The sequence below is a fragment of the Sphingopyxis sp. GW821-FHT10B01 genome (assembly GCF_059415685.1).
This window is the reverse complement of record NZ_JBWKNS010000003.1, coordinates 621,717-639,754: the sequence shown is the minus strand read 5'-3', so window position 1 is coordinate 639,754 and position 18,038 is coordinate 621,717. Positions and strand designations below refer to the sequence as shown.

16 protein-coding genes are annotated in these 18,038 nt (G+C 63.9%); 9 read left to right on the top strand and 7 right to left on the bottom strand.

The features are described from left to right. Positions 1-2: 2 nt before the first annotated feature. The 5 genes from AC07NV_RS11830 to AC07NV_RS11810 all read left to right on the top strand — a co-directional run bounded on the left by AC07NV_RS11830 (position 3) and on the right by AC07NV_RS11810 (position 6,979). The gene (locus tag AC07NV_RS11830) at positions 3-1,943 is read left to right on the top strand and encodes a RiPP maturation radical SAM C-methyltransferase (RefSeq protein WP_495166545.1); all 1,941 of its coding nucleotides are present in this window, start codon (positions 3-5) and stop codon (positions 1,941-1,943) included. After that, positions 1,936-2,766, top strand: a complete 831-nt coding sequence (locus AC07NV_RS11825; protein ID WP_495166544.1) for a multinuclear nonheme iron-dependent oxidase — start codon at positions 1,936-1,938, stop codon at positions 2,764-2,766. Before AC07NV_RS11830 ends, AC07NV_RS11825 begins: the two co-directional genes overlap by 8 nt. Continuing rightward, positions 2,763-3,353 (top strand): 2OG-Fe(II) oxygenase, encoded by a 591-nt coding sequence (locus AC07NV_RS11820; protein WP_495166543.1) that lies wholly within the window; start codon positions 2,763-2,765, stop codon positions 3,351-3,353. Before AC07NV_RS11825 ends, AC07NV_RS11820 begins: the two co-directional genes overlap by 4 nt. Positions 3,354-3,633: 280 nt before the next feature. After that, complete coding sequence (locus tag AC07NV_RS11815) at positions 3,634-4,296, top strand: Type 1 glutamine amidotransferase-like domain-containing protein (RefSeq protein ID WP_495166542.1); 663 nt, start codon at positions 3,634-3,636, stop codon at positions 4,294-4,296. A gap of 352 nt (positions 4,297-4,648) precedes the next feature. Then, positions 4,649-6,979 (top strand): TonB-dependent receptor, encoded by a 2,331-nt coding sequence (locus tag AC07NV_RS11810; protein WP_495166541.1) that lies wholly within the window; start codon positions 4,649-4,651, stop codon positions 6,977-6,979. Between the two features lie 72 nt (positions 6,980-7,051). On the opposite strand, the gene AC07NV_RS11805 is transcribed toward AC07NV_RS11810, so the two are convergent. Genes AC07NV_RS11805 through AC07NV_RS11775 form a run of 7 tightly spaced genes read right to left on the bottom strand, consistent with a single transcriptional unit; the run spans position 7,052 to position 13,339 of the window. After that, complete coding sequence (locus AC07NV_RS11805) at positions 7,052-8,209, bottom strand: LLM class flavin-dependent oxidoreductase (RefSeq protein ID WP_495166540.1); 1,158 nt, start codon at positions 8,207-8,209, stop codon at positions 7,052-7,054. 11 nt (positions 8,210-8,220) lie between these two features. Next, a complete protein-coding gene (locus AC07NV_RS11800; protein ID WP_495166539.1) occupies positions 8,221-9,183 on the bottom strand; it encodes an LLM class flavin-dependent oxidoreductase in 963 nt (320 codons plus the stop codon). Continuing rightward, entirely contained in the window at positions 9,180-9,788 is a 609-nt protein-coding gene (locus AC07NV_RS11795; protein ID WP_495166538.1) for a nitroreductase family protein, read from the bottom strand. Before AC07NV_RS11795 ends, AC07NV_RS11800 begins: the two co-directional genes overlap by 4 nt. Further along, positions 9,788-10,642 (bottom strand): ABC transporter ATP-binding protein, encoded by an 855-nt coding sequence (locus AC07NV_RS11790; RefSeq protein WP_495166537.1) that lies wholly within the window; start codon positions 10,640-10,642, stop codon positions 9,788-9,790. The genes AC07NV_RS11795 and AC07NV_RS11790 overlap by 1 nt, the downstream gene beginning before the upstream one ends. 17 nt (positions 10,643-10,659) lie before the next feature. Next, entirely contained in the window at positions 10,660-11,427 is a 768-nt protein-coding gene (locus AC07NV_RS11785) for an ABC transporter permease (RefSeq protein WP_495166536.1), read from the bottom strand. Continuing rightward, positions 11,424-12,230, bottom strand: coding sequence for an ABC transporter permease (locus tag AC07NV_RS11780; RefSeq protein WP_495166535.1), 807 nt, complete (start codon positions 12,228-12,230; stop codon positions 11,424-11,426). The genes AC07NV_RS11785 and AC07NV_RS11780 overlap by 4 nt, the downstream gene beginning before the upstream one ends. Next, positions 12,230-13,339, bottom strand: coding sequence for an ABC transporter substrate-binding protein (locus AC07NV_RS11775; protein WP_495166534.1), 1,110 nt, complete (start codon positions 13,337-13,339; stop codon positions 12,230-12,232). Before AC07NV_RS11775 ends, AC07NV_RS11780 begins: the two co-directional genes overlap by 1 nt. A 341-nt stretch (positions 13,340-13,680) precedes the next feature. Between AC07NV_RS11775 and AC07NV_RS11770 the strand changes: the two genes are divergently transcribed. From AC07NV_RS11770 to AC07NV_RS11755, 4 genes are all read left to right on the top strand, one after another. Beyond that, positions 13,681-14,733, top strand: coding sequence for an ABC transporter substrate-binding protein (locus tag AC07NV_RS11770; RefSeq protein WP_495166533.1), 1,053 nt, complete (start codon positions 13,681-13,683; stop codon positions 14,731-14,733). A 106-nt stretch (positions 14,734-14,839) separates the two neighbouring features. Next, the gene (locus tag AC07NV_RS11765) at positions 14,840-15,943 is read left to right on the top strand and encodes a sigma-54 interaction domain-containing protein (protein WP_495166532.1); all 1,104 of its coding nucleotides are present in this window, start codon (positions 14,840-14,842) and stop codon (positions 15,941-15,943) included. A 161-nt stretch (positions 15,944-16,104) separates the two neighbouring features. After that, on the top strand, positions 16,105-17,235 hold the full coding sequence (locus AC07NV_RS11760; protein WP_495166531.1) for an ABC transporter substrate-binding protein: 1,131 nt from the start codon (positions 16,105-16,107) through the stop codon (positions 17,233-17,235). A gap of 3 nt (positions 17,236-17,238) precedes the next feature. Continuing rightward, complete coding sequence (locus tag AC07NV_RS11755) at positions 17,239-17,985, top strand: class II aldolase/adducin family protein (RefSeq protein ID WP_495166530.1); 747 nt, start codon at positions 17,239-17,241, stop codon at positions 17,983-17,985. The last annotated feature ends 53 nt before the right edge of the window (positions 17,986-18,038 follow it).

Genomic DNA, 18,038 nt, shown 5'->3' with positions numbered 1-18,038 from the left:
GAATGCGGATCGCGCTCGTCTCCATGCCATGGAGGCGTCCTAACAATGCGGCAATTGGCTTGGCCTTGCTTAAGGCGCAGGCGCTCGCGAGCGGCGTGGAGCGCTGCGACGTCATTTATGCCAACGACTGGTGGTTCCGATTCCTAAGAGCCCGGCTACCCGTAGAGTCGCCGCTCGTGGGGTGCAGCTACAACGAGATGGCGCGGGTGATCTCGGAACTCGCCGGTGTCATGCATTCAGGCGAGTGGATGTTTAACCGCGATATCTTTCCTGAAGCGCTGCCCTCGGTTGAGGCCTTCGGCGAGTTGTTCCGGCAGGCGGCCGACTCGAACCCGTTCCGCGAGCACATCCCCGACTTCCTGCGCGTCGCAGAGGTTGCGCCCGACTTCCTCGACGAATGCGAATTGGCAGTCGACTGGTCGCTGTACGACGCGGTCGGTTTCAGCGCGGTCTTCTACCAGCTTGGCCCAAGTCTGGCGCTCGCGCATCGCTTGCGCCGCAACGGCTACCAGGGCGAAATCCTATTCGGCGGACCGCTGTGCGAAGGCCAGGTCGGGCGCAAGCTCCTTGAGTTGTTCCCGATCATCGACCTCGTCTTCGACGGCGAGGCGGATGTCGCGTTCGCGCGCTATGTCGAGGCGCGAGTCAACGGTGCGGACGTGCCGATAGCTGGCGTTTGGACACGGTTCGGCGCCGGCGATATTGCCCAAGTACAGCATGAACCGGTGCGCACGCTCGATTCGCTTCCCGAGCCAGATTATTCCGACTTTTTCGACGAGATCGATCGCTTCGAGCCACTGCCGCGCAAGGAACTCGCCTTCCCAATCGAGGGATCGCGTGGCTGCTGGTGGGGCGAGCGACACCATTGCGTTTTCTGCGGCCTGAACGGCGCAGACATGAGCTATCGTACCAAGAGCCCCGATCGCATTCACCGCGAGTTGAGCGAGTTGGTCAAGCGTTTCGGTATCAGCCATTTCGCGTTTACCGACAATATTGTCAGCCCCAAGATAATGCGCCCCCTGTTTGAGCGCCTCGCGCGCGAACCGCTGCCAGTGACCTTTCACGCCGAAATCAAGGCCAACCTCAGCCGGCACCAAGTCCAAGAATATCGCGCGGCTGGCTTCATCTACCTCCAGCCCGGCATCGAGAGCCTGAGCTCACGCGTGCTTGGCATCATGAACAAGGGAATATCGGCGCTCAACAACATTGCCTGTCTCAAATTTTGCCGCGAGGCCGGGATCACGGCCTTCTGGAACCTGCTTCACGCATTTCCCGGCGAGACGCCCGCAGACTATGAGCAAACGCTGCGCCTTCTGCCTGCGCTCGTTCACCTGAACCCGCCCGAGACGGTGACCGCGATGCGCTTAACTCGATTCAGCCCGTCGTTCGACAACTCGGAAGCGCTTGGCTTCCATCGCAAGCGCCCGGCACGTTTCTTCCGATACGTGTTCCCATTCGTTGACGCGGATCTATGTGACTTGGTCAACTCATTCGAATATGATTTCGCCGACGCATTCGATAGAAGCAGCTATGTCGCTGAGATTGAGCATTTCGCCGCGTGTTGGAGCGAGCAGCGGCAATCGGGACATCTCGTCTATGACCCGCACGGTGGCCTTGGCCCGCGCCTGATCGATAGCCGCTTCACCCGGCTCGTCGATAGCTACGGCCTGTCCGAGCTTGAGGACGCGCTGCTGCGGTTGAGTGATTGCCCGCAGCGCCGGGCAGCGCTGCATGCGCACTGCGCTACAGAGCTCGATGCGTCCGGCGAAGTCGTCGATGAAGCACTGTCGCGTCTAGAGCATCATCTGTTCGTCGTGCGCGAGGATGACGAATACTTGTGTGTGGCGATGCGTGATGCGTGCTTCATCCCCTGGCAGGCGATCGGCGCGATCGAGGAGATGGGCCGGTTCCTCGAGGATGGCGAAGTGCTGGTCGATGCGTAAACCCGGCCTAGAGGGGATTGGACTTGGCTGCCGGACACCGCTCAAGCCTCTGATCATTGCCGAGGCAGACGCCGGCCGGCTCCGGTTTTGTGAAGTGCACCTGCTCGCTGCAATGAAGCATGCCGCGACCGCCGATTTGCTAGAGACACTCGCTTCGTGCGGCATGCCCATCGTGTTGCACAGTACCGAGCTAAATCTACTGTCTGCAGAGGAACCTTGCGTCGCATCCCTGCGCGAGGGAATCGCATCGCTCGACATTGTGCCGACCATGCTCTCCGGACATCTGGCGTCGGGCTTCGCTGCCGGGCCACATGGCGAAGCGTTTGTTCGCCCCGCATATACGCGCACGTTACTCGCGGGCGTGCGCGACCGGCTGGCCAAGCTCTGCGACGCACTACAGCTTTCGGTCGCGGTTGAGAATGTCGCCTTGTATGGCGATTATCCGCAAGACGAGATCGACGAGATTGCGTTTCTGCGCACGCTGATCGAGTCTGAACCCACGAGCGTCGTGTTTGATCTGTCCAATTTTGTCGCCAATCACAGAAACCATCGTTCGGCCGGCACCGAACCGGCAGCGCTAGGAGCGGCACCCGCATATTATCATGTCTCGGGCGGCATGCATCACGACGGGGTCTATTTTGATACCCATGCTAATGGCATCGACGACGAGATGATGGAAGCCCTCGAAGCGCTGGTCGGGCACTTCCCGGCCGCCATCTTGTATGAGCGCGATGCGCGCTTCGAAGCGGCAGCAGAGATAGACCGAGATGTCGCGCGCATCCACGAATTAACGCTAAAGTACTCCGCGATTGCCGAGCGGTGAAGCTGCAAAGAAACCAGATTTTCCGGCTACTTCCCAGCGCGTTGCCGCTACCTGTCTGCACCGCGATGCTCGACGAGTTCGACGCGCCCGGACAGGCGACGGTTCACTCGCCGCTCAAGGGATCACGCGTGGACGCGAGCGTGCGGCAATCCTCGGTCCAGATCATCGAGCATCCGCACTGGATCTTAGGGCTGATGCAGTATCTATGCGACATCGCGAACCACGAGATATGGCGCTACGACATCAGTAGCATCCAAGTCGCCCAGCTCACCCGCTACGAGCGCGGCGGCTTTTTTGACTGGCACAAAGACAGCGAGGACGGCATCTACGATGAAGATGAGCGCGCCGAATGGCGAGGCCTTGTGCGCAAGCTGAGCATCATTGTGCCGTTGACGCCCGGAAGCGCTTACGAAGGCGGCAATTTAGAGATCAAGGACGAATACGGCTATGTTTGGCGTGATCCGGGCTTTCGCGATCTCGGCGCCGCAATCGTATTTCCCTCGGGGCTTCTACACCGCGTGACACCAATTGAGTCGGGCACGCGTGGCTCGGTGGTCGCTTGGGCGCTCGGCCCACCGCTTCGCTGAGGGCGAGATTCGCCCCAAGTCGTCTGCCAATGCAGGCGTCGCCGCTCTTGTCGAGCTTACACATGGCGACGACCGCTACGTTGGGCCTTCAACGTGTATCCTTGGGGGAACTATTCATGACAGTGAACTTCTGCTTTCGGCCAACCTTAGTCAACGCGGTCGGATCGGCGCGGATAGCAGAAATGAGGTGGTTGGAGGACGGTTCGCTAACGAAAGAAATGTTTTGAAGGTGGACGCTCTCGCGCATGTTAAGGCCGCGGTGAAACGGAGCCACCCGAACATGCTTTATCTCTCCTCCTACATGCTTGGCGACCACGGCGAGCGCCTTTTGAGCATGGCAGGAGGACAGGGTGCAAGAATGGCAGTCATAACAAATGCCCTTGATGCCATTCCGTTGGATGCGCAGCTCAATCACGCGAGAACGAAATTCGATCCCTTGACCTATTTTTTGCACAACGGTTTTGACCCGTCGTCGCTAGACTTGAGGCGATATTTCGGTCGCCGACAGGACCTCGCGGACATCCTGAAACAATATAAGGTAGTCTGGGCTCTGGGTGGGAACAGCTTTCTTCTGAGGCGGGCAATGCGCGACAGCGGTTTCGACATCATTCTCGAAGATTTGCTCGAAAGCGACGTTGTTTATGCAGGCTGGAGCGCTGGCGCTTGCGTGGCGGGTGACCGAATGGAAGCGGTGGCGGTCATGGATGAGCCGGATGCAACGGCGCCCGGCTATGTCACCAATGATCCGTTGAAGACAGGGCTGGGCCTTCTTCCCTACACGATTATCCCGCACCATGAATCCGATCATCCGGAAGCGCCCGCCGCAAGCAAGGCTGTTGACTGGGCGAGAGACCATGGTGTCGAGTATGTGGCGCTCCGGGACGGCGAGGTGATTGTGGAGAACCGAGGCCGCATAGAGATATTGCCGAAGCTGCATCTCTGATTTCGATGGCCGCTTTCGGGACCGGTCACCGGATCTACCCGACGACTATCGGTCCCGAGCCGACGTTGTGCCCGAGTAGCTCGCCGACGTACGATTTTTGAGATTTCGGTGCTGGAAGCCGTCCGACTGCCCTTGCGCATCCGCCTCGCGTCATGAGAAAAATGCGTGCGCTCGCTGTTGAGGATACAGCAGCAAGGACATTGCGTGATGTGCAGTTTCGTTCACCCTCGATCCCGGTGTCCGTATATTATCGTTTTATATCATCTATTTAAAAGACTGGCACGCCCTTTGCGTTTCCGCCCCTGTCTGCTCCGCGAAATGCGGGTCGTTTCAACGATAAGGGGTAATCTCAGTGTCCAGGAAATCATTTGCGTCCAAATCGCGGCGCCTCCTCGGTTGCAGCCTCGCTGCCCTTTTGGCGGCAGGGCAAGCAGGCGCGGCGCATGCAAATGAAGAGGCTGAGGCGGCGGGCGATGCCGCTTCGGCCGATGCGGGCGATTCCGGCTCGGTGATCGTCGTTACCGCGCAGCGCCGCGAAGAGCGGCTCCAGGATGTGCCTGTTGCGGTCACTGCGATCGGAGCGGAGAAGTTCACGGTCGGAGGGCTCGGCCGGTCGGCCAATGAAGTGCTGAACCTTGTTCCCAACGCATCGGCGGGGACGCAGCAGCACGGGCGTCCGCGCTGGTGGATCCGCGGCGTGGGGGCAGGGCAGCAGCAACTCGATCTTGCCAACCCGGTCGGCTTTTACCTCGACGATGTCTATATCAGCAACGCAAGTGCGACCGGCCTGCCGCTCTTCGATATCGAGCGCGTCGAAGTGCTGCGCGGTCCACAGGGAACGTTATGGGGCAAGAACACGACCGGCGGTGCGATCAATGTCATCTCGAAGCGCCCGTCTCTGACGGGAGACGACGATAATTATGTTAAGCTCGAATATGGCACCTACGACAACAAGATCCTCGAGGCGGGTGTCGGCACGGCACTCGTCGAGGATCGGCTGGCCGCGCGTGTCTCGGCCCGTTTCGACGATCGCGGCGGCCGGTTCGACAATCGCTTCACGGGCGAGAAGTCCAATGCTGTGAAGGATGTCGTCGTTCGCGGGCAGCTTCTCGCGGCGCCGACCGACAATTTCGAGGCGCTGTTCAGCGTCCATTACCGCGATTACGACACCGACGGCAGCTATTGGACCACCGCAAGCTATGTGCCGAGCGGTGTCGTGCGGGGCGGCTATGCGCCTTCGACGCGCATAAACGACATCAGCGCCAACGCGCCCGAATATGGCCGCTCGAGCCAGCTTGGCGGATCGCTGCATCTCGACTGGGATTTCGGCGGTGTCACTCTGACCTCGATCACCGGCTATGAGCGATACAAGACGCGCGGGGCAGGCGAGAGCGATTACACGCCGCTCGAAATCTCGCGCGGCTACACCGAGGCGCGCTCTCGCCAGTGGAGCCAGGAACTGCGGCTGGCATCGCCGCAGGACGACCGGTTTACATGGATCGTCGGGCTTTTCTATTTAAACGAAGACATCAATTCGAACGCCTTCTCGGCGACCCTGCCGCAGGGCTCGGTGCCATCGCTGCCGGGCACGGCCCCCGCGGCCTTCAGCGATACGGCATACAATCACAAGGCCGAAAGCGGCGCGGTGTTCGGCAGCACGAGCTTCGCCTTCACCGACAGTCTCAAGCTGACGCTCGGCGGCCGCTGGAGCCGGGAAACCAAGGAAGTCGATTTCGTGCGCCGTGCCTCGCCCAATGCGGCCGGGGCGTCCTGGAGCAATCTCACGCAATGGTGGAACAACTACACGGGCACCTATGGCGGTCCCGGCACCTTCAGCAACTCGCTGAAGGAGACATGGGACGCCTTCACCTATGACATCACGCCGTCGTGGAAGATCGCGCGCGATCATCTTCTCTATGCGAAATTCTCGCATGGCGTGAAATCGGGCGGCTTCAATACGGCGGCCACACTTGCGATCGCACTGACCGATGTCCGGCCCGAGAAGCTCGACGCATATGAGATCGGGTACAAGTCGAGCTGGTTCGACGGCCGCGTCGGCTTCAACGCCACCGCCTTCCATTATGATTATGACGATGTGCAGGTGAATGTCGTCGGGCCAAACCCCGGTGCGGTCGGCGGGGCGACGGTGTCCTATCTGCAGAATGCCGAAAAGGCCAAGGTCGACGGCGCGGAGTTCGAGCTGACGCTCGAGCCGGTGGAAGGCCTGAATTTCAACGCGGCGCTCGGTCTGCTCGACACCGAATATACGCGGTTTCAGGTTCAGAACGGCGGCGCCAACCTTGCGGGTGCACGCTTTGTGCGCGCGCCGAAAGTGACTTATAATTTCGGAGGTTCCTACAGCTTCGCGCTCGGCAATATCGGCAAGCTCGAGCTGGCGGCCGATGCGCGGTACCAGTCTCGCCAATTCTACTATGTGACGCCGCAGGACCCGGTAAACCGCTATTATCTGACGCAGAAGCCCTACACGATCACCAATCTTCGGGTCACTTACACGACGAAGGACGAGAATGTGAGCGTCACTGGCTTCATCAACAATCTCTTCGACGTGCGCTATCTGAACCACGCGCTGCCGGCGGCCAATGCCGCGCTCGGGGTGACGGGCGATACGGTGGCTTGGGCGGATCCGCTGACCGCAGGGGCCGCGGTCGTCTTCCGCTTCTGACGGGAACGGGATGCGCGCAAGAAAGGGGCGCCGGGATTTCTCCCGGCGCCCCTTTTCGTGGCTGTCGTCCGGTTATTCTGCCGCTTGCAGGAGTGCCGCGGCCTGTCGGCCGAGGAGCGGCAGCACCTCTTCGCCGACGCGGTAGGCTTCTTCGAGATGCGGCGTGCCGGCGAGGATGAAGGCGTCCGCGCCGCGCGCGATCAGCTCGTCGAGCTGCGCCGCGCATTGCTCGTAGCTGCCGACGATGCCGAGCGCCGGCCCGCCGCGCAGCAAGTTGAAGCCGCCCCACAGATTGGGCGCGACGATCAGATCCTCATAATGGCGTGCGTCGCTCGGGCGCAGCGCCGCCTGCCGCGCCGCGCCGATCGAATCGGTGGCTTGCCCGCGCCAGCGTCGGCGCGTCTCTTCGCTGACATTCTCGAACCCCGCGCGGATGTCGCGCCAGGCTTCTTCCTCGGTCGCGCGCGCGACAAGGTCGACGCGGACCGCGCATTTCTGTTCGCCGCCGAGTGCCGCGGTACGCTCCTTCACGCGCGCGAACTTGTCGCCGAGCTGGTCGAAGGGTTCGAGCCAGGACAGATAATAATCGGCGTGTCGCGAAGCGGTCTGGAGCGCCGCGTCGGACGATCCCGAGAACCAGATCTCGGGGAATTCTTCCCGTCGAAGGATCGCCGGGAGACCGCCATTCTTCAGCTGATAGAAGCGGCCGTCATAGGAGAAGTCGGACGATTCCCAGATTCCGCGGAAGATATCGAGGAACTCGCTCGTGCGGCCATAGCGATCGTCATGGGCAAAGCTGTCGCCCCACCAGAGCTGCGCGGGGCCGCCGCCGCCGGTGATGATGTTGAAGAGCAGCCGCCCGCCAGTCGCGCGCTGGAGGCTCGCCGCTGCGCGCGCGGTGTGCACCGGATTGCCGAAGCCAGGCTGAAAGGCGATCATGAAGCGAAAGCTCTTCGTCTCGCGCGCCAGCAGCGGTGAAATGACCCATGGGTCATCGGTATTCGGAAAGGATGGGATGAGACCGCCCTGAAAGCCAACCGCCTCCGCCGCTTTCGCAATCTCGGCAAGATGGTCGATATAGGCAAAGCCGTCTGCCTCGCCGCTGGCGCCCAATCCCGGGGCGATGTTGCCGGGGGCGAGCGGCGACCAGTCGCCGCGTTCGTAGCCGCTCGTCTGGATGCTGTTGTGGCAGCCGTGCGTCGGCAGGCGCCAATAGAAGTCGATCGTCATATCCTGTCCTCCTACGCTGCCTTGCGGCCGCGCGCCGTGAGCGCACGGAGGCGCGGCAACACTTCCTGTCCGGTGCGATAAGCTTCCTCGAGGTCGGGCGCGGCGCTTAGGACCAGCTCGGTTATTCCCGCATCGGCAAAGTGTGCGAGCTGCTCTGCCACCTGGTCGTAGCTTCCCACGAGCGCCCCGGGGGACAGCGTCCGTCCCGATGCATCTTCCGCGGCCTGTGCGGCGTCGCTGCGCGCCAGAAGCGGCTGGATCAGCCCCGCAGCAACGCGGCGCCCTTCGCCTGCGGCGAGTACGTCCAGCCGCGCGACGCTGTCCGCAAGCTCGGCGGCAGTCGCGGCACGGAAGATATGCACGTCAGCATGGCGCGCCGAGAGCGCCAGCGCATCATCGTCCTCGCCCTGCAGATAGACGCGCGGAAAGGCGAAGCGTGTCAGCGGGGCTTCGAAGCCGCCGTTCTGAACCTCGTAATATTGGCCCTTGAAGCTGAACGGCCGCTGGTCGTGTACGCCGCGTGCGACGGTGAGGAATTCGTCGAGCCGCTCGTTCAGTTCCTCGTCGCCGAGCGGGTCGCTCTCGCGCTCGCGGCCGAGGTGATCGGCGTCCGGGGCGATCGCCCAGCCGAGGCGGCCCTGCGTTCCGCGCTGGAAGGTCGCCGCCTGCTTCGCGGCATAAACCGCCGAGCCAACGGAGGCCGGGAACTCGGGGATGATCTGCAGGCGCGGCACCGCACGCGCGACGACCGCGGCAATGATCCGGCTCTCGTCCGACTGGATACGGTGCCGGATATAGAGCCCATCGAAGGCGGTCTGGGCTGCGGCCTCGGCAACCTGGAGATAATAGTCGAAGCGGTTCTGGTTTGCCGCGCGGCGGTCGCGGATGAAGTCCGGCAGGGGCGACTGGAGACTGGGCTCGGAGCGCTGGCGGTCGGCGGCGGGGTCGAGCCGCCAGTGAATGGCGAGCGTCATGCGGCATTCCTTTCTTGCGCGAAGGCGGGGGTTCCGAGCGATCCGGCAAAGACCGTCTCGCTGAGCGGACGGCGGCCGTTGGGGACTTCGGCGGCGTGGAATTGCGGATCGAGGTCGGCGAGCTCGCCTTTACGCCCGAGTGCGACAAAGGCCTCGATCTCATAATCATAAGGGATGCCGAGGCGCGTGCGCGCGGCGACGCGATCGAACCCGCCGATGCCGTGCGTGTGCCAGCCGAGCAGCAGGGCCTGGTGCGCGAAGTTCGTCCACGCCGCGCCGGCATCGAAGCTGTGCGAGCTGTTGTCGACGACGGCGCCGCCGCGCTCAAGCTTCAACGCCGAGAGAATGAGGATCAGCGCCGAGGCGCGCGATGCCCAAAGCCGGTTCTTCGGGGCCAGCAGCTCGATATAGCCTTCCCACACTGTGTCGCCGGGCCGGGCAACGAGGAAGCGCCAGGGCTGGGCGTTGGAGGCCGAAGGCGCCCAGCGCGCCGCCTCGAACGCGCTTTGCAGCACCGCATCGGGCACCGGCTCGCCGGTGAAGCTGCGCGGCGACCAGCGGTTGGTGAACAGGGCGTCGACGGGGTGATCGGAAATGCGGCTCATCAGCGGGGCTCCCGGCTTGGCAGGTGAACGAGATTGTCGGCGGCGGCATCCGCGTCGGCACCCGAGGTAAGTTCGGCGAGGATCTCGTCCTTCAGGCGGTGAAGAAGCGGGGAACGCCGGTCGCGCGGATGCGGCAGGTCGACATCGACGATGCGGCGAATGCGCCCCGGGTTGGGCGACATCACGATCACCCGGTCGCCGAGATACAGCGCTTCCTCGACGTCGTGTGTCACCATGACCATCGTCGAGCGCTGCGTCATCCAGATGCGCTGGAGCTCGTTCTGGACATGGACGCGCGTCAGCGCGTCGAGTGCTCCGAGCGGCTCGTCGAGCAACAGGAGGCGCGGTTCGGTGACGAGCGCGCGCGCGATCGCCGCGCGCTGCGCCATGCCGCCCGAAAGCTGGTGCGGATAGGCTTTCTCGAACCCGGTGAGATTGACCAGTGCAATATGGTCGGCGACGATCTTGGCGCGCCGGTCCTTCGGCGTGTCGGTGTTGAGCAGAGCGAGTTCGACATTCTGCTCGAGCGTCATCCACGGGAACAGCCGGTGATCCTGGAAGATGATGCCGCGACCGAGGCTGGTCGTCGCGATCCGCTCGCCGTCGAGGCGAAGCTCGCCGCTATAGTCGGTGTCGAGGCCGACGATCAGCCTTAGTAGCGTCGACTTGCCGCAGCCCGACGCGCCGACGATGCTGACGAACTCCCCCGGACGGACGTCGAGGTTGATATCGTCGAGCACCTTGTGCGGCCGGCCGCCGATCTGGAAACTCTTGTCGAGGTCGCGGACGCTGAGAGCGCCGCGCTGCACCGGTGCGGGGGGCTTGTCTTCGCGGGCATGGGAGTGGGCACTCAAGACATGTCTCCTGATCTTCAGACCGAAGGTTGCCAGCGCAAGAGCGACTGGCGGAGCTGGCGGAACAGCTGGTTGATGGTGAAGCCGAGCGCGGCAGTGACGCCGATGATGACGAGCATGACGTCGAGCCGCTGCTGGACCTGTGCGAGCTGCATCGCGACGCCTAGGCCGGCATTTGCGCCGGTGAGCAGCTCGGTGCCAATCGTCGCGATCCAGGCGAAGGCAAGCGCCTGCGTGATGCCGGTGAGCACGAGCGGCATTGCGCCGGGGAGCAGGATGTAGCGAATGCGCTGCGCGACCGAGAAGCGGAAGATGCCCCCGACCTCGATATAACGCTTCTCGACCTGCGCGACGCCGGCATGGCTGTTCAGCATCGAGGGGAAGAAGGAGGACATGCTGACGACGGCGAGTTCGGTGGTCGTGCCCATGCCGAACCACAGGCCCATCAGCGGCAGCCAGCCGATCATCGGAACCTGCCGCAGCGCATGAAGAAATGGACCGACCAGCCGGTCGATCGGCTTCCAGATGCCCATCGCGATACCGACAGCGATGCCGAGCGGCACGCCGATCGCGAGCCCGGTGAAGGCGCGCTTCAGCGTCGCGAGCGTGTCGCGGAGCAGATCGCCGCTGCGTATCAGTTCAAGCAGCGCGGTGCCCACCGCCGCGGGCGGCGCGAAGGTGACGATATGAGCGCTCGTCTGCCATTGCCACCAGACGATCAGAAGGGCGGGGGCGACGAGGCCGATCGCGACCCGAACCGGAAAGCGGGAAAGCAAGCCGGTCATGCGGCCCTCCAGCGCGTCGCATGGCTTTCGACCCAGCGCGCGCCGCGATCGAGGAGGAAGCCGACGAGGCCGGTGACGATCACCCCGGCGAGAACGACGTCGATCTGGAACAGCTGGCGTCCCATCTCCATCATCTGGCCGAGGCCGCTGTCGGCGGCGAGCAGCTCGGCCGCAACCAGCACCACCCAGGCGCGCGTGAGCGACACCCGAAGGCCCGTCAGGACTGCGGGCACCGTTGCCGGCAGAAGGATGCGGCGGATCAGCTGGAACAGGCTGAGGCGATAGACTTTGGCGACGTCGAACCAGCTCTTGGGGACGCCGCGAATACCGTCGAAGGTCGCGAGCGCCATCGGAAAGAAGGCGGCGATCGCGACCACCGCGAGCTTGAAGGGTTCGTCGATCCCGAGGAACATCACCATTATAGGCACGAAAGCGATAACCGGGACCTGCCAGAGCGTCAGGAAGAGCGGCGACAGCGCGGCTTCGGCGAGCCGCGAGAGAGCAATCGTCGCGCCAAAGGCCATCCCTGCAAAGGCGCCGATCGCAAAGCCGAGAAGAAGGCGGCGCATGCTGTCGCCGAGATGCCGCTGGAGTTCGCCCGACAGCGCCATCTCCTCGAGCGTTCTTGCAACGCCGCTGGGCGGGACCAGAACCTGCGGCGGGAAGACGCCGGTGAGGCAAAGAAGCTGCCAAAGTGTGAGCAGCAGAAGCGGCGCAAGGAGGGCCCCGACCGGGAGGCGGTCCAGGCGCAAAGCCCGAAACGGCCTGGCCGGAGGTAGTGTGTTGGCGGCCCGGCTCGCCATCAGCCTGCGTCCTTCGCGGGCCGGGCCCAGAAATCCTCAAGCTTGAGGTCGGTCAGCGCCTTGGTGACGAACCGGTCGTCGAACAGCGCGTCGGCATCGACCTTGTTCCGGATCAATCCGCGCTCGAAGGCATAGTCGGCGACCGAATGATAATGGGTGCGCAGCGCCGGGGTGTAGAGCGGTGAGAAGCGCTCGCGCCACACAATGTTCGAGTTGGCATAATCCTTCTCGACGATCTCGACGGGCAGCGCGCCGCGCGCCGCATTGCGGATGACCGCCGCCTTGTTGGCGTCGTCCGACGACCAGGCCGCAGCGCGGACATAGGCTTCGACGACAAGCTGGGTGAGCTCGGGGTTCGCGTCGACGAAATCCTTGCGGGCGAAGAGCTCAGCGCGCATCTTCCAGTCGGTGGGCGCCTCGCGCGTCGACCAGAGGACGCGGGCGATGCCCTTCTGCTCGACCAGCAGTCCGTCGGACAGGAGGACTGCGGCGTCGACGCTTCCCGATTCCAGCGCCGCGGGCGTCGCGGCCGGATTGATGTTGACGATCTTGAAGTCCTCGAGCTTCAGTCCCTTGCTGTCGACGAGCTTCGAAAAGGGAAGCTCCCACGGCCGGCCGCGATGGAGCGCGATCCTCTTGCCCTTGAGATCGGCGAGGCTCTTGGCCGCCAGCCCCTTGCGCACGACCAGATAAACGTCCTGGCCCTGACCCACCGGCGCGACGATCTTGAGCGGGACGCCGCCCGCGACGGCGATCGCCGCGGGGAAGTCGCCGTACGAGGCGAAATCGATGCGCTTGCCCGAAAAGCCCTCATTGATCACCGGGGCGCCCACGGCGGTCGAAACCGGTGTGAAGACGAGCTCGATCCCCTTTTTAGCGAGCTGGTCCTTGAGCCAGCCCTGATCGGCGACCACGCCGTTGAGCCCCGTGAAGACTTGCTTGCCCTGATAGGGATAGGCGATCGACGCGATCGTCACGGTGGTGACCTTGTCGCCGTCCTTCTTGCCCGATCCGCAGCTTGCGAGCACGGCGCCTGCAAGTAGCGCGATCGCGGCGGCGCGCCACTGCTTGGCGAAACGGAAGATGGCTGACCTGCTGCTGTGCGTCATTGAATAAGGCTCCCTGTTCCGGCCGGTTCGAAAAGCTCTCGCTCCATCTTGCATGGCCTGTGCCAACCGCCGGATCGGCGCGCTTGCGTGGGGTTCCCCGCCCGAGCGCGTCCGGGGTGGTGATTTTGACGCACCTCGCTTGCGCGAATTGCGCGAAATGAAGCGGCCGGAAGGACGGCAGTGGACGCAAAGGGCCGGAATGGGTGGATCGGCCTTTGCGCCGGCTGTCTGGCACGGGCCTTGCGAAGAACGGGCCAAGGATAGCGGAACCGGGCAGATGTGCCTGTTTCGGCTGGTGCTGCTGCCGCCCGGCAGCTATTTGAGGACGATAGGGAGGTTGGATGCCGAAAGGGAAGGCTTCGAGCGCCGCGCCGGTCGGGTTGGACAAGCTCTGGGTCACGCGCTGCCCTGTGCCGGCAGCCTCAAGTATCGCCTGGGCCAAGGGCTGGATGGCGGATGCCTTCGCGCCCGACGGCATCGCGGTGGGGCGCGTGCAGGAGCGGGGGCTGAACCTGGTCGAGAGCGACCCCGAAAATCAGGTCCGTCACCTGTTTCGCGAGGGTGGGAACATCCAGGCGCTCGCGGCGCGTGCGCTCGGTGCCCCGACCCGCGTCATCGGTCTCACCTGGATCGACGAACGTCAGGCGATCATGGTGCGGCGCGATGCCGCTATTCTCGATCCCGCCGATCTCAAGGGGCTGCGCTTCGCGCTTCCCGGCTACGCGCGCACGCGCGGCGAGAGCATCGCGCGCGGCATGGCGCTTCATGGCATCAAGAGTGCGCTCGCACTCGGCGGCCTCACCCTGGGCGACGCCCAATTCGTCGAAATCCCGGCGCCGCCTGTCGAGCAGGCGAGCGCCGAGGGCATGCGCCGGCTCTGGCTCGGGCTCGAATGGCTCGCCGCGGGCCGCGTCGATGCGGTCTATGTGAAAGGCGCTGCCGCGGCGGATGCCGCGCACCGGCTGGGGCTGGAAATCGGGATCGACCTCGATGCCTATCCGAGCCGCCTTGCGCGCGTGAACAACGGTACGCCGCGCCCGATCGTCGTTCACGAGCATATGATCGATCATCATCCCGATCTGGTCGAACGCTTCCTCGAGCAGAGCCTCCGCGCGGCCGACTGGGCTGCGCACAATCCGGCCGAAGTGAAAGCGATCGTCGCGAACGAGACGCTCGCGGGTATCGATGGCGTCGAAACCGCCTACCGGAACAATTTCCATCGCTCGCTGCATCCCGACCTCTCGTACGAGCGGATCCAGATGCTGAAGATCCAGGCCGATTTCCTCTGGCTGCACGGCTTTCTCGAATCACCCGTCGCGATCGACGACTGGGTCTGCGCTGCGCCGCTCGAAGCGGTTCTCGAGCGGCGCGCTGCCGCGCTGCCGTCGCTCTGATCACCTCGCTGAAAGCTCAGCTAGCCGCAGGAATCTAAATTCTACTAAAATAGTTGGCAATTCGCTGTTATGGTGGAGGCCCTCGAGAGCGAGGAACGGAGGGCGCATGACAATCACCTCACCGCAAAGCGCTCCGCACGCCGCGGACGTAGGGCTTATGTCGGCAGCGAAGGGCGATGGCCCGCCGCTGCTTGCCTATGATTGCGATGCGCATCACGCCGTCGGCCCGCGCGCTCGCGCCCTCATTTTCAACGACCCGCGCTCGCGTGCCTTGCTCCCGCTAATCGCGCGCGTCGCGCCCAGCGATGCCCATGTCCTCATCATGGGCGAGACCGGGACGGGCAAGGAACTCGTCGCCCGCTACGTTCATAGTCTGAGCAGCCGCGCCGACACGCCGTTTGTCGCGGTCAATTGCGGCGCCTTTTCCGAATCGATGATCGAGGGCGAGCTGTTCGGCTATGAAAAGGGGGCCTTCACCGGCGCCGCGGTCGCGCGTCCGGGCTGGTTCGAGGCCGCCAACGGCGGCACCCTGTTCCTCGACGAACTCGGCGACTTGCCGCTCGCCTTGCAGGTGAAGCTGCTGCGGGTTCTGCAGGAGCGCGAAGTGGTCCGGCTCGGATCGCGCAAGCCGATAGCGCTGGATGTGCGGGTGATCGCCGCGACCAATGTCGAGCTTCAGCAGGCGGTGAAGGAAGGTCGCTTCCGGTCGGATCTCTACTACCGGCTGCAGGTCGTCCCGATCTCGCTGCTGCCGCTGCGCGAACGGCGCGCCGACATCCTCCCGCTCGCGCGCCACTTCCTCGAAGTCTATGGCGCGCGCGTGCGCGCCAGTCGTCTCGAGCTTAGCGTCGCAGCCGAAGAGGCGCTGTTTCAGCACGACTGGCCAGGCAATATTCGCGAACTCGAAAATGCCATCCATCGCGGGACGCTCGTCTGCGAGGATGGCCGGATTTCGCCCGCACACCTCGGGCTCGAGGATGGCGAGAGCGACCTTGAGCAAGGCGCCGCGGGCTCGCTCGAGGATGCGATGCGCCCCTTTGTGCGGCGCCTCATCAAGAGCGACCACTCAAATCTGCTCGACCGGCTGGTCGCCTTCACCGTGACCGAGGCATTTCGCCAATCCAACCAGAACCAGATCAAGACCGCCGAAGCGCTGGGCGTGACGCGCAACGTCGTGCGCACGCACCTCAAGAATCTCGGCATGATCTGACGCCGGACAAGCGGCGGCTGCAAATCCAACAGCGCCGCTGTTCAATATGCCGCAATGCGGGGAAGGGCGTCTCACCAGGAACGCAGCATTTCAGCCAGATTCTCGACTGGCATAGCTCTTGCTCATCACCGGACATGAAATGAGCCGGGAGCTGCCGATCCGTGTCGACCCTGTTGAAACCCGAACAAGTCCCGAACCAGACTGCGGCTACGCTTCCGCAAGAAATCTGGTTCACTCGCTGCCCGGTCCCGACCGCAACCGGGATCGCCTACAAGCTCGGGTGGCTGACCGAAGCCTTCGAGGCGGATGCGATTGCGCTCCGCACGTTGCAGGAATCGGGATCAGAGTTTGGCCGCCACCATTATGATCACCGCCTGCCGACGCTGATCCGCGAAGGCGGTAACATGCTCGCCATCGCAGCGCGTGCGCAGGGCGAACCGACGAAGCTTGTCGGTCTCACCTGGATCGAGGAAAGCCAGCTCATCCTTACCCGGCCCGGGTCGGGCATCGCGTCCGCCGCCGACCTCAAGGGCAAACGCCTGGCGCTGCCGGGCTGGAGCCAGAACGACATTCCAAGCCATGTGCGGGGCACCAGCATCGCTCGCGGCATGTCGCTCGCGGGGTATAAGGGCGTGCTCACGTCCGCCGGGCTGACGCTCGACGATGTGACCCTGGTCGAGACGCCCGATCGGCTTCGTAATATCGGCGGCGCCGGCCGCGACCTGCTCCCACGCGGCAAAGGGCGCCGCAGCGGCGTCGGCCGCCTTTGGCCGATCGAGGCGCTCACCGAGGGTCGTGTCGATGCCATCTATGTCAAGGGCGCTGCCGCGCTCGATCAGGCGCGCGAGGCCGGGCTCGTCGTCGCGATCGACCTCGACGCGCTGCCCGATCCGCGCTTTCGCGTGAACAACGGCACGCCGCGTCCGATCACGGTGCATCAGAGCCTGATCGACGATCATTTCGACCTCCTGGTCCGCTTTCTTGCCGTCACGCTACGCGCGGCGGACTGGGTCGCAGCGCAGCCCAATCGCCTGCGCGACATATTGGAGGATGAGACCGAAGGCAGCGCCGGGGCGGTCGATCAGGCCTATGCGCGGCTTCACGAGGGGCTCCATCCGACGCTGGATAACGAGCGGCTGGCCCTGCTCGGCCAACAGAAGCGGTTCCTGTTCACCCACGGCTTCCTCGATGCCGATTTTGCGCTTGCGGACTGGGTCGATCGCCGACCGCTGGAGGCGGCTTACAAATTGAATGCCGAACGCAGTCCCACCCTTTCAACCGGAGGAAATTGAATCATGTCTGACACAAACGGTCTGTCCGCGGAGGCGATCGCCTTCATTAATCAGGCGAGCGACGATGCGCGCCGTGCCTTCCGCCTGCTGCGCGAGAGCCGCACCGTCTCGGCGAGCGGCACGCTGGGTTTCGCGGTCCGTGTCCCCGGCGAAGAGAAGATCGTGACATTGAGCTATGTCGGCCTGTGGGAAGACGATCCGGACAAGCCGCGCGTCAGCGTCATCGATTTCGAGGGCAACCGCCTGTGGGGCGAGGCGACCGGCGGCGAGGCCCGTTATCTCAAGATCTTCAAGAAATATCCCGACTTCAAGGCGATCAGCCACATCCATACGCCGCACCTCGGCGCCTATTCGCAGGCGCATCAGGAACTGCCCCTTCTCTATGTGCCGAACCGCCGCTTCCGCTTCACCGCGAAGCTTCCCGTTTACATCAACCGCCGTCAGGGCGAGCCCGACTTCATCCTCGACGCGATCGAGCAGGACCGCGAAGTGCCCGGTATCGTCGAGGCCAATGGCGGTGCGACGATCTGGAGCTGGAAGGGCATTCGTGATCTCGCCAACACGATCGTGCTGCTCGAGGAAGGCGCGCAGTTTCAGATACTCGCCGCGGCGATCGGCGGCTCGCGGCCTTTCGGTCCCGGCGTGCTCGAGCAGCAGTGGAAGATGGGCAAGCTTGTCCCCCCCGACGCCCGCGTCGATGACGACGGCACGATCCATCTGCCAGAAGAAGCCGTGCAGGCAGCCGAATGAAGTCCCGGCGCCCCGCCCCTTCTGAAAGTGAGCGGGCGCCGGACCATCCCCCT

Bases quoted from the DNA above. Each gene is read 5' to 3' on its own strand.
- AC07NV_RS11770 (WP_495166533.1), top strand. From the start codon at position 13,681: ATGCCGAAAGGGAAGGCTTCGAGCGCCGCGCCGGTCGGGTTGGACAAG.
- AC07NV_RS11775 (WP_495166534.1), bottom strand. From the start codon at position 13,339: ATGACGCACAGCAGCAGGTCAGCCATCTTCCGTTTCGCCAAGCAGTGG.
- AC07NV_RS11755 (WP_495166530.1), top strand. From the start codon at position 17,239: ATGTCTGACACAAACGGTCTGTCCGCGGAGGCGATCGCCTTCATTAAT.
- AC07NV_RS11765 (WP_495166532.1), top strand. From the start codon at position 14,840: ATGACAATCACCTCACCGCAAAGCGCTCCGCACGCCGCGGACGTAGGG.
- AC07NV_RS11800 (WP_495166539.1), bottom strand. From the start codon at position 9,183: ATGACGCTCGCCATTCACTGGCGGCTCGACCCCGCCGCCGACCGCCAG.
- AC07NV_RS11830 (WP_495166545.1), top strand. From the start codon at position 3: ATGCGGATCGCGCTCGTCTCCATGCCATGGAGGCGTCCTAACAATGCG.
- AC07NV_RS11795 (WP_495166538.1), bottom strand. From the start codon at position 9,788: ATGAGCCGCATTTCCGATCACCCCGTCGACGCCCTGTTCACCAACCGC.
- AC07NV_RS11805 (WP_495166540.1), bottom strand. From the start codon at position 8,209: ATGACGATCGACTTCTATTGGCGCCTGCCGACGCACGGCTGCCACAAC.
- AC07NV_RS11785 (WP_495166536.1), bottom strand. From the start codon at position 11,427: ATGACCGGCTTGCTTTCCCGCTTTCCGGTTCGGGTCGCGATCGGCCTC.
- AC07NV_RS11780 (WP_495166535.1), bottom strand. From the start codon at position 12,230: ATGGCGAGCCGGGCCGCCAACACACTACCTCCGGCCAGGCCGTTTCGG.
- AC07NV_RS11825 (WP_495166544.1), top strand. From the start codon at position 1,936: ATGCGTAAACCCGGCCTAGAGGGGATTGGACTTGGCTGCCGGACACCG.
- AC07NV_RS11815 (WP_495166542.1), top strand. From the start codon at position 3,634: ATGCTTTATCTCTCCTCCTACATGCTTGGCGACCACGGCGAGCGCCTT.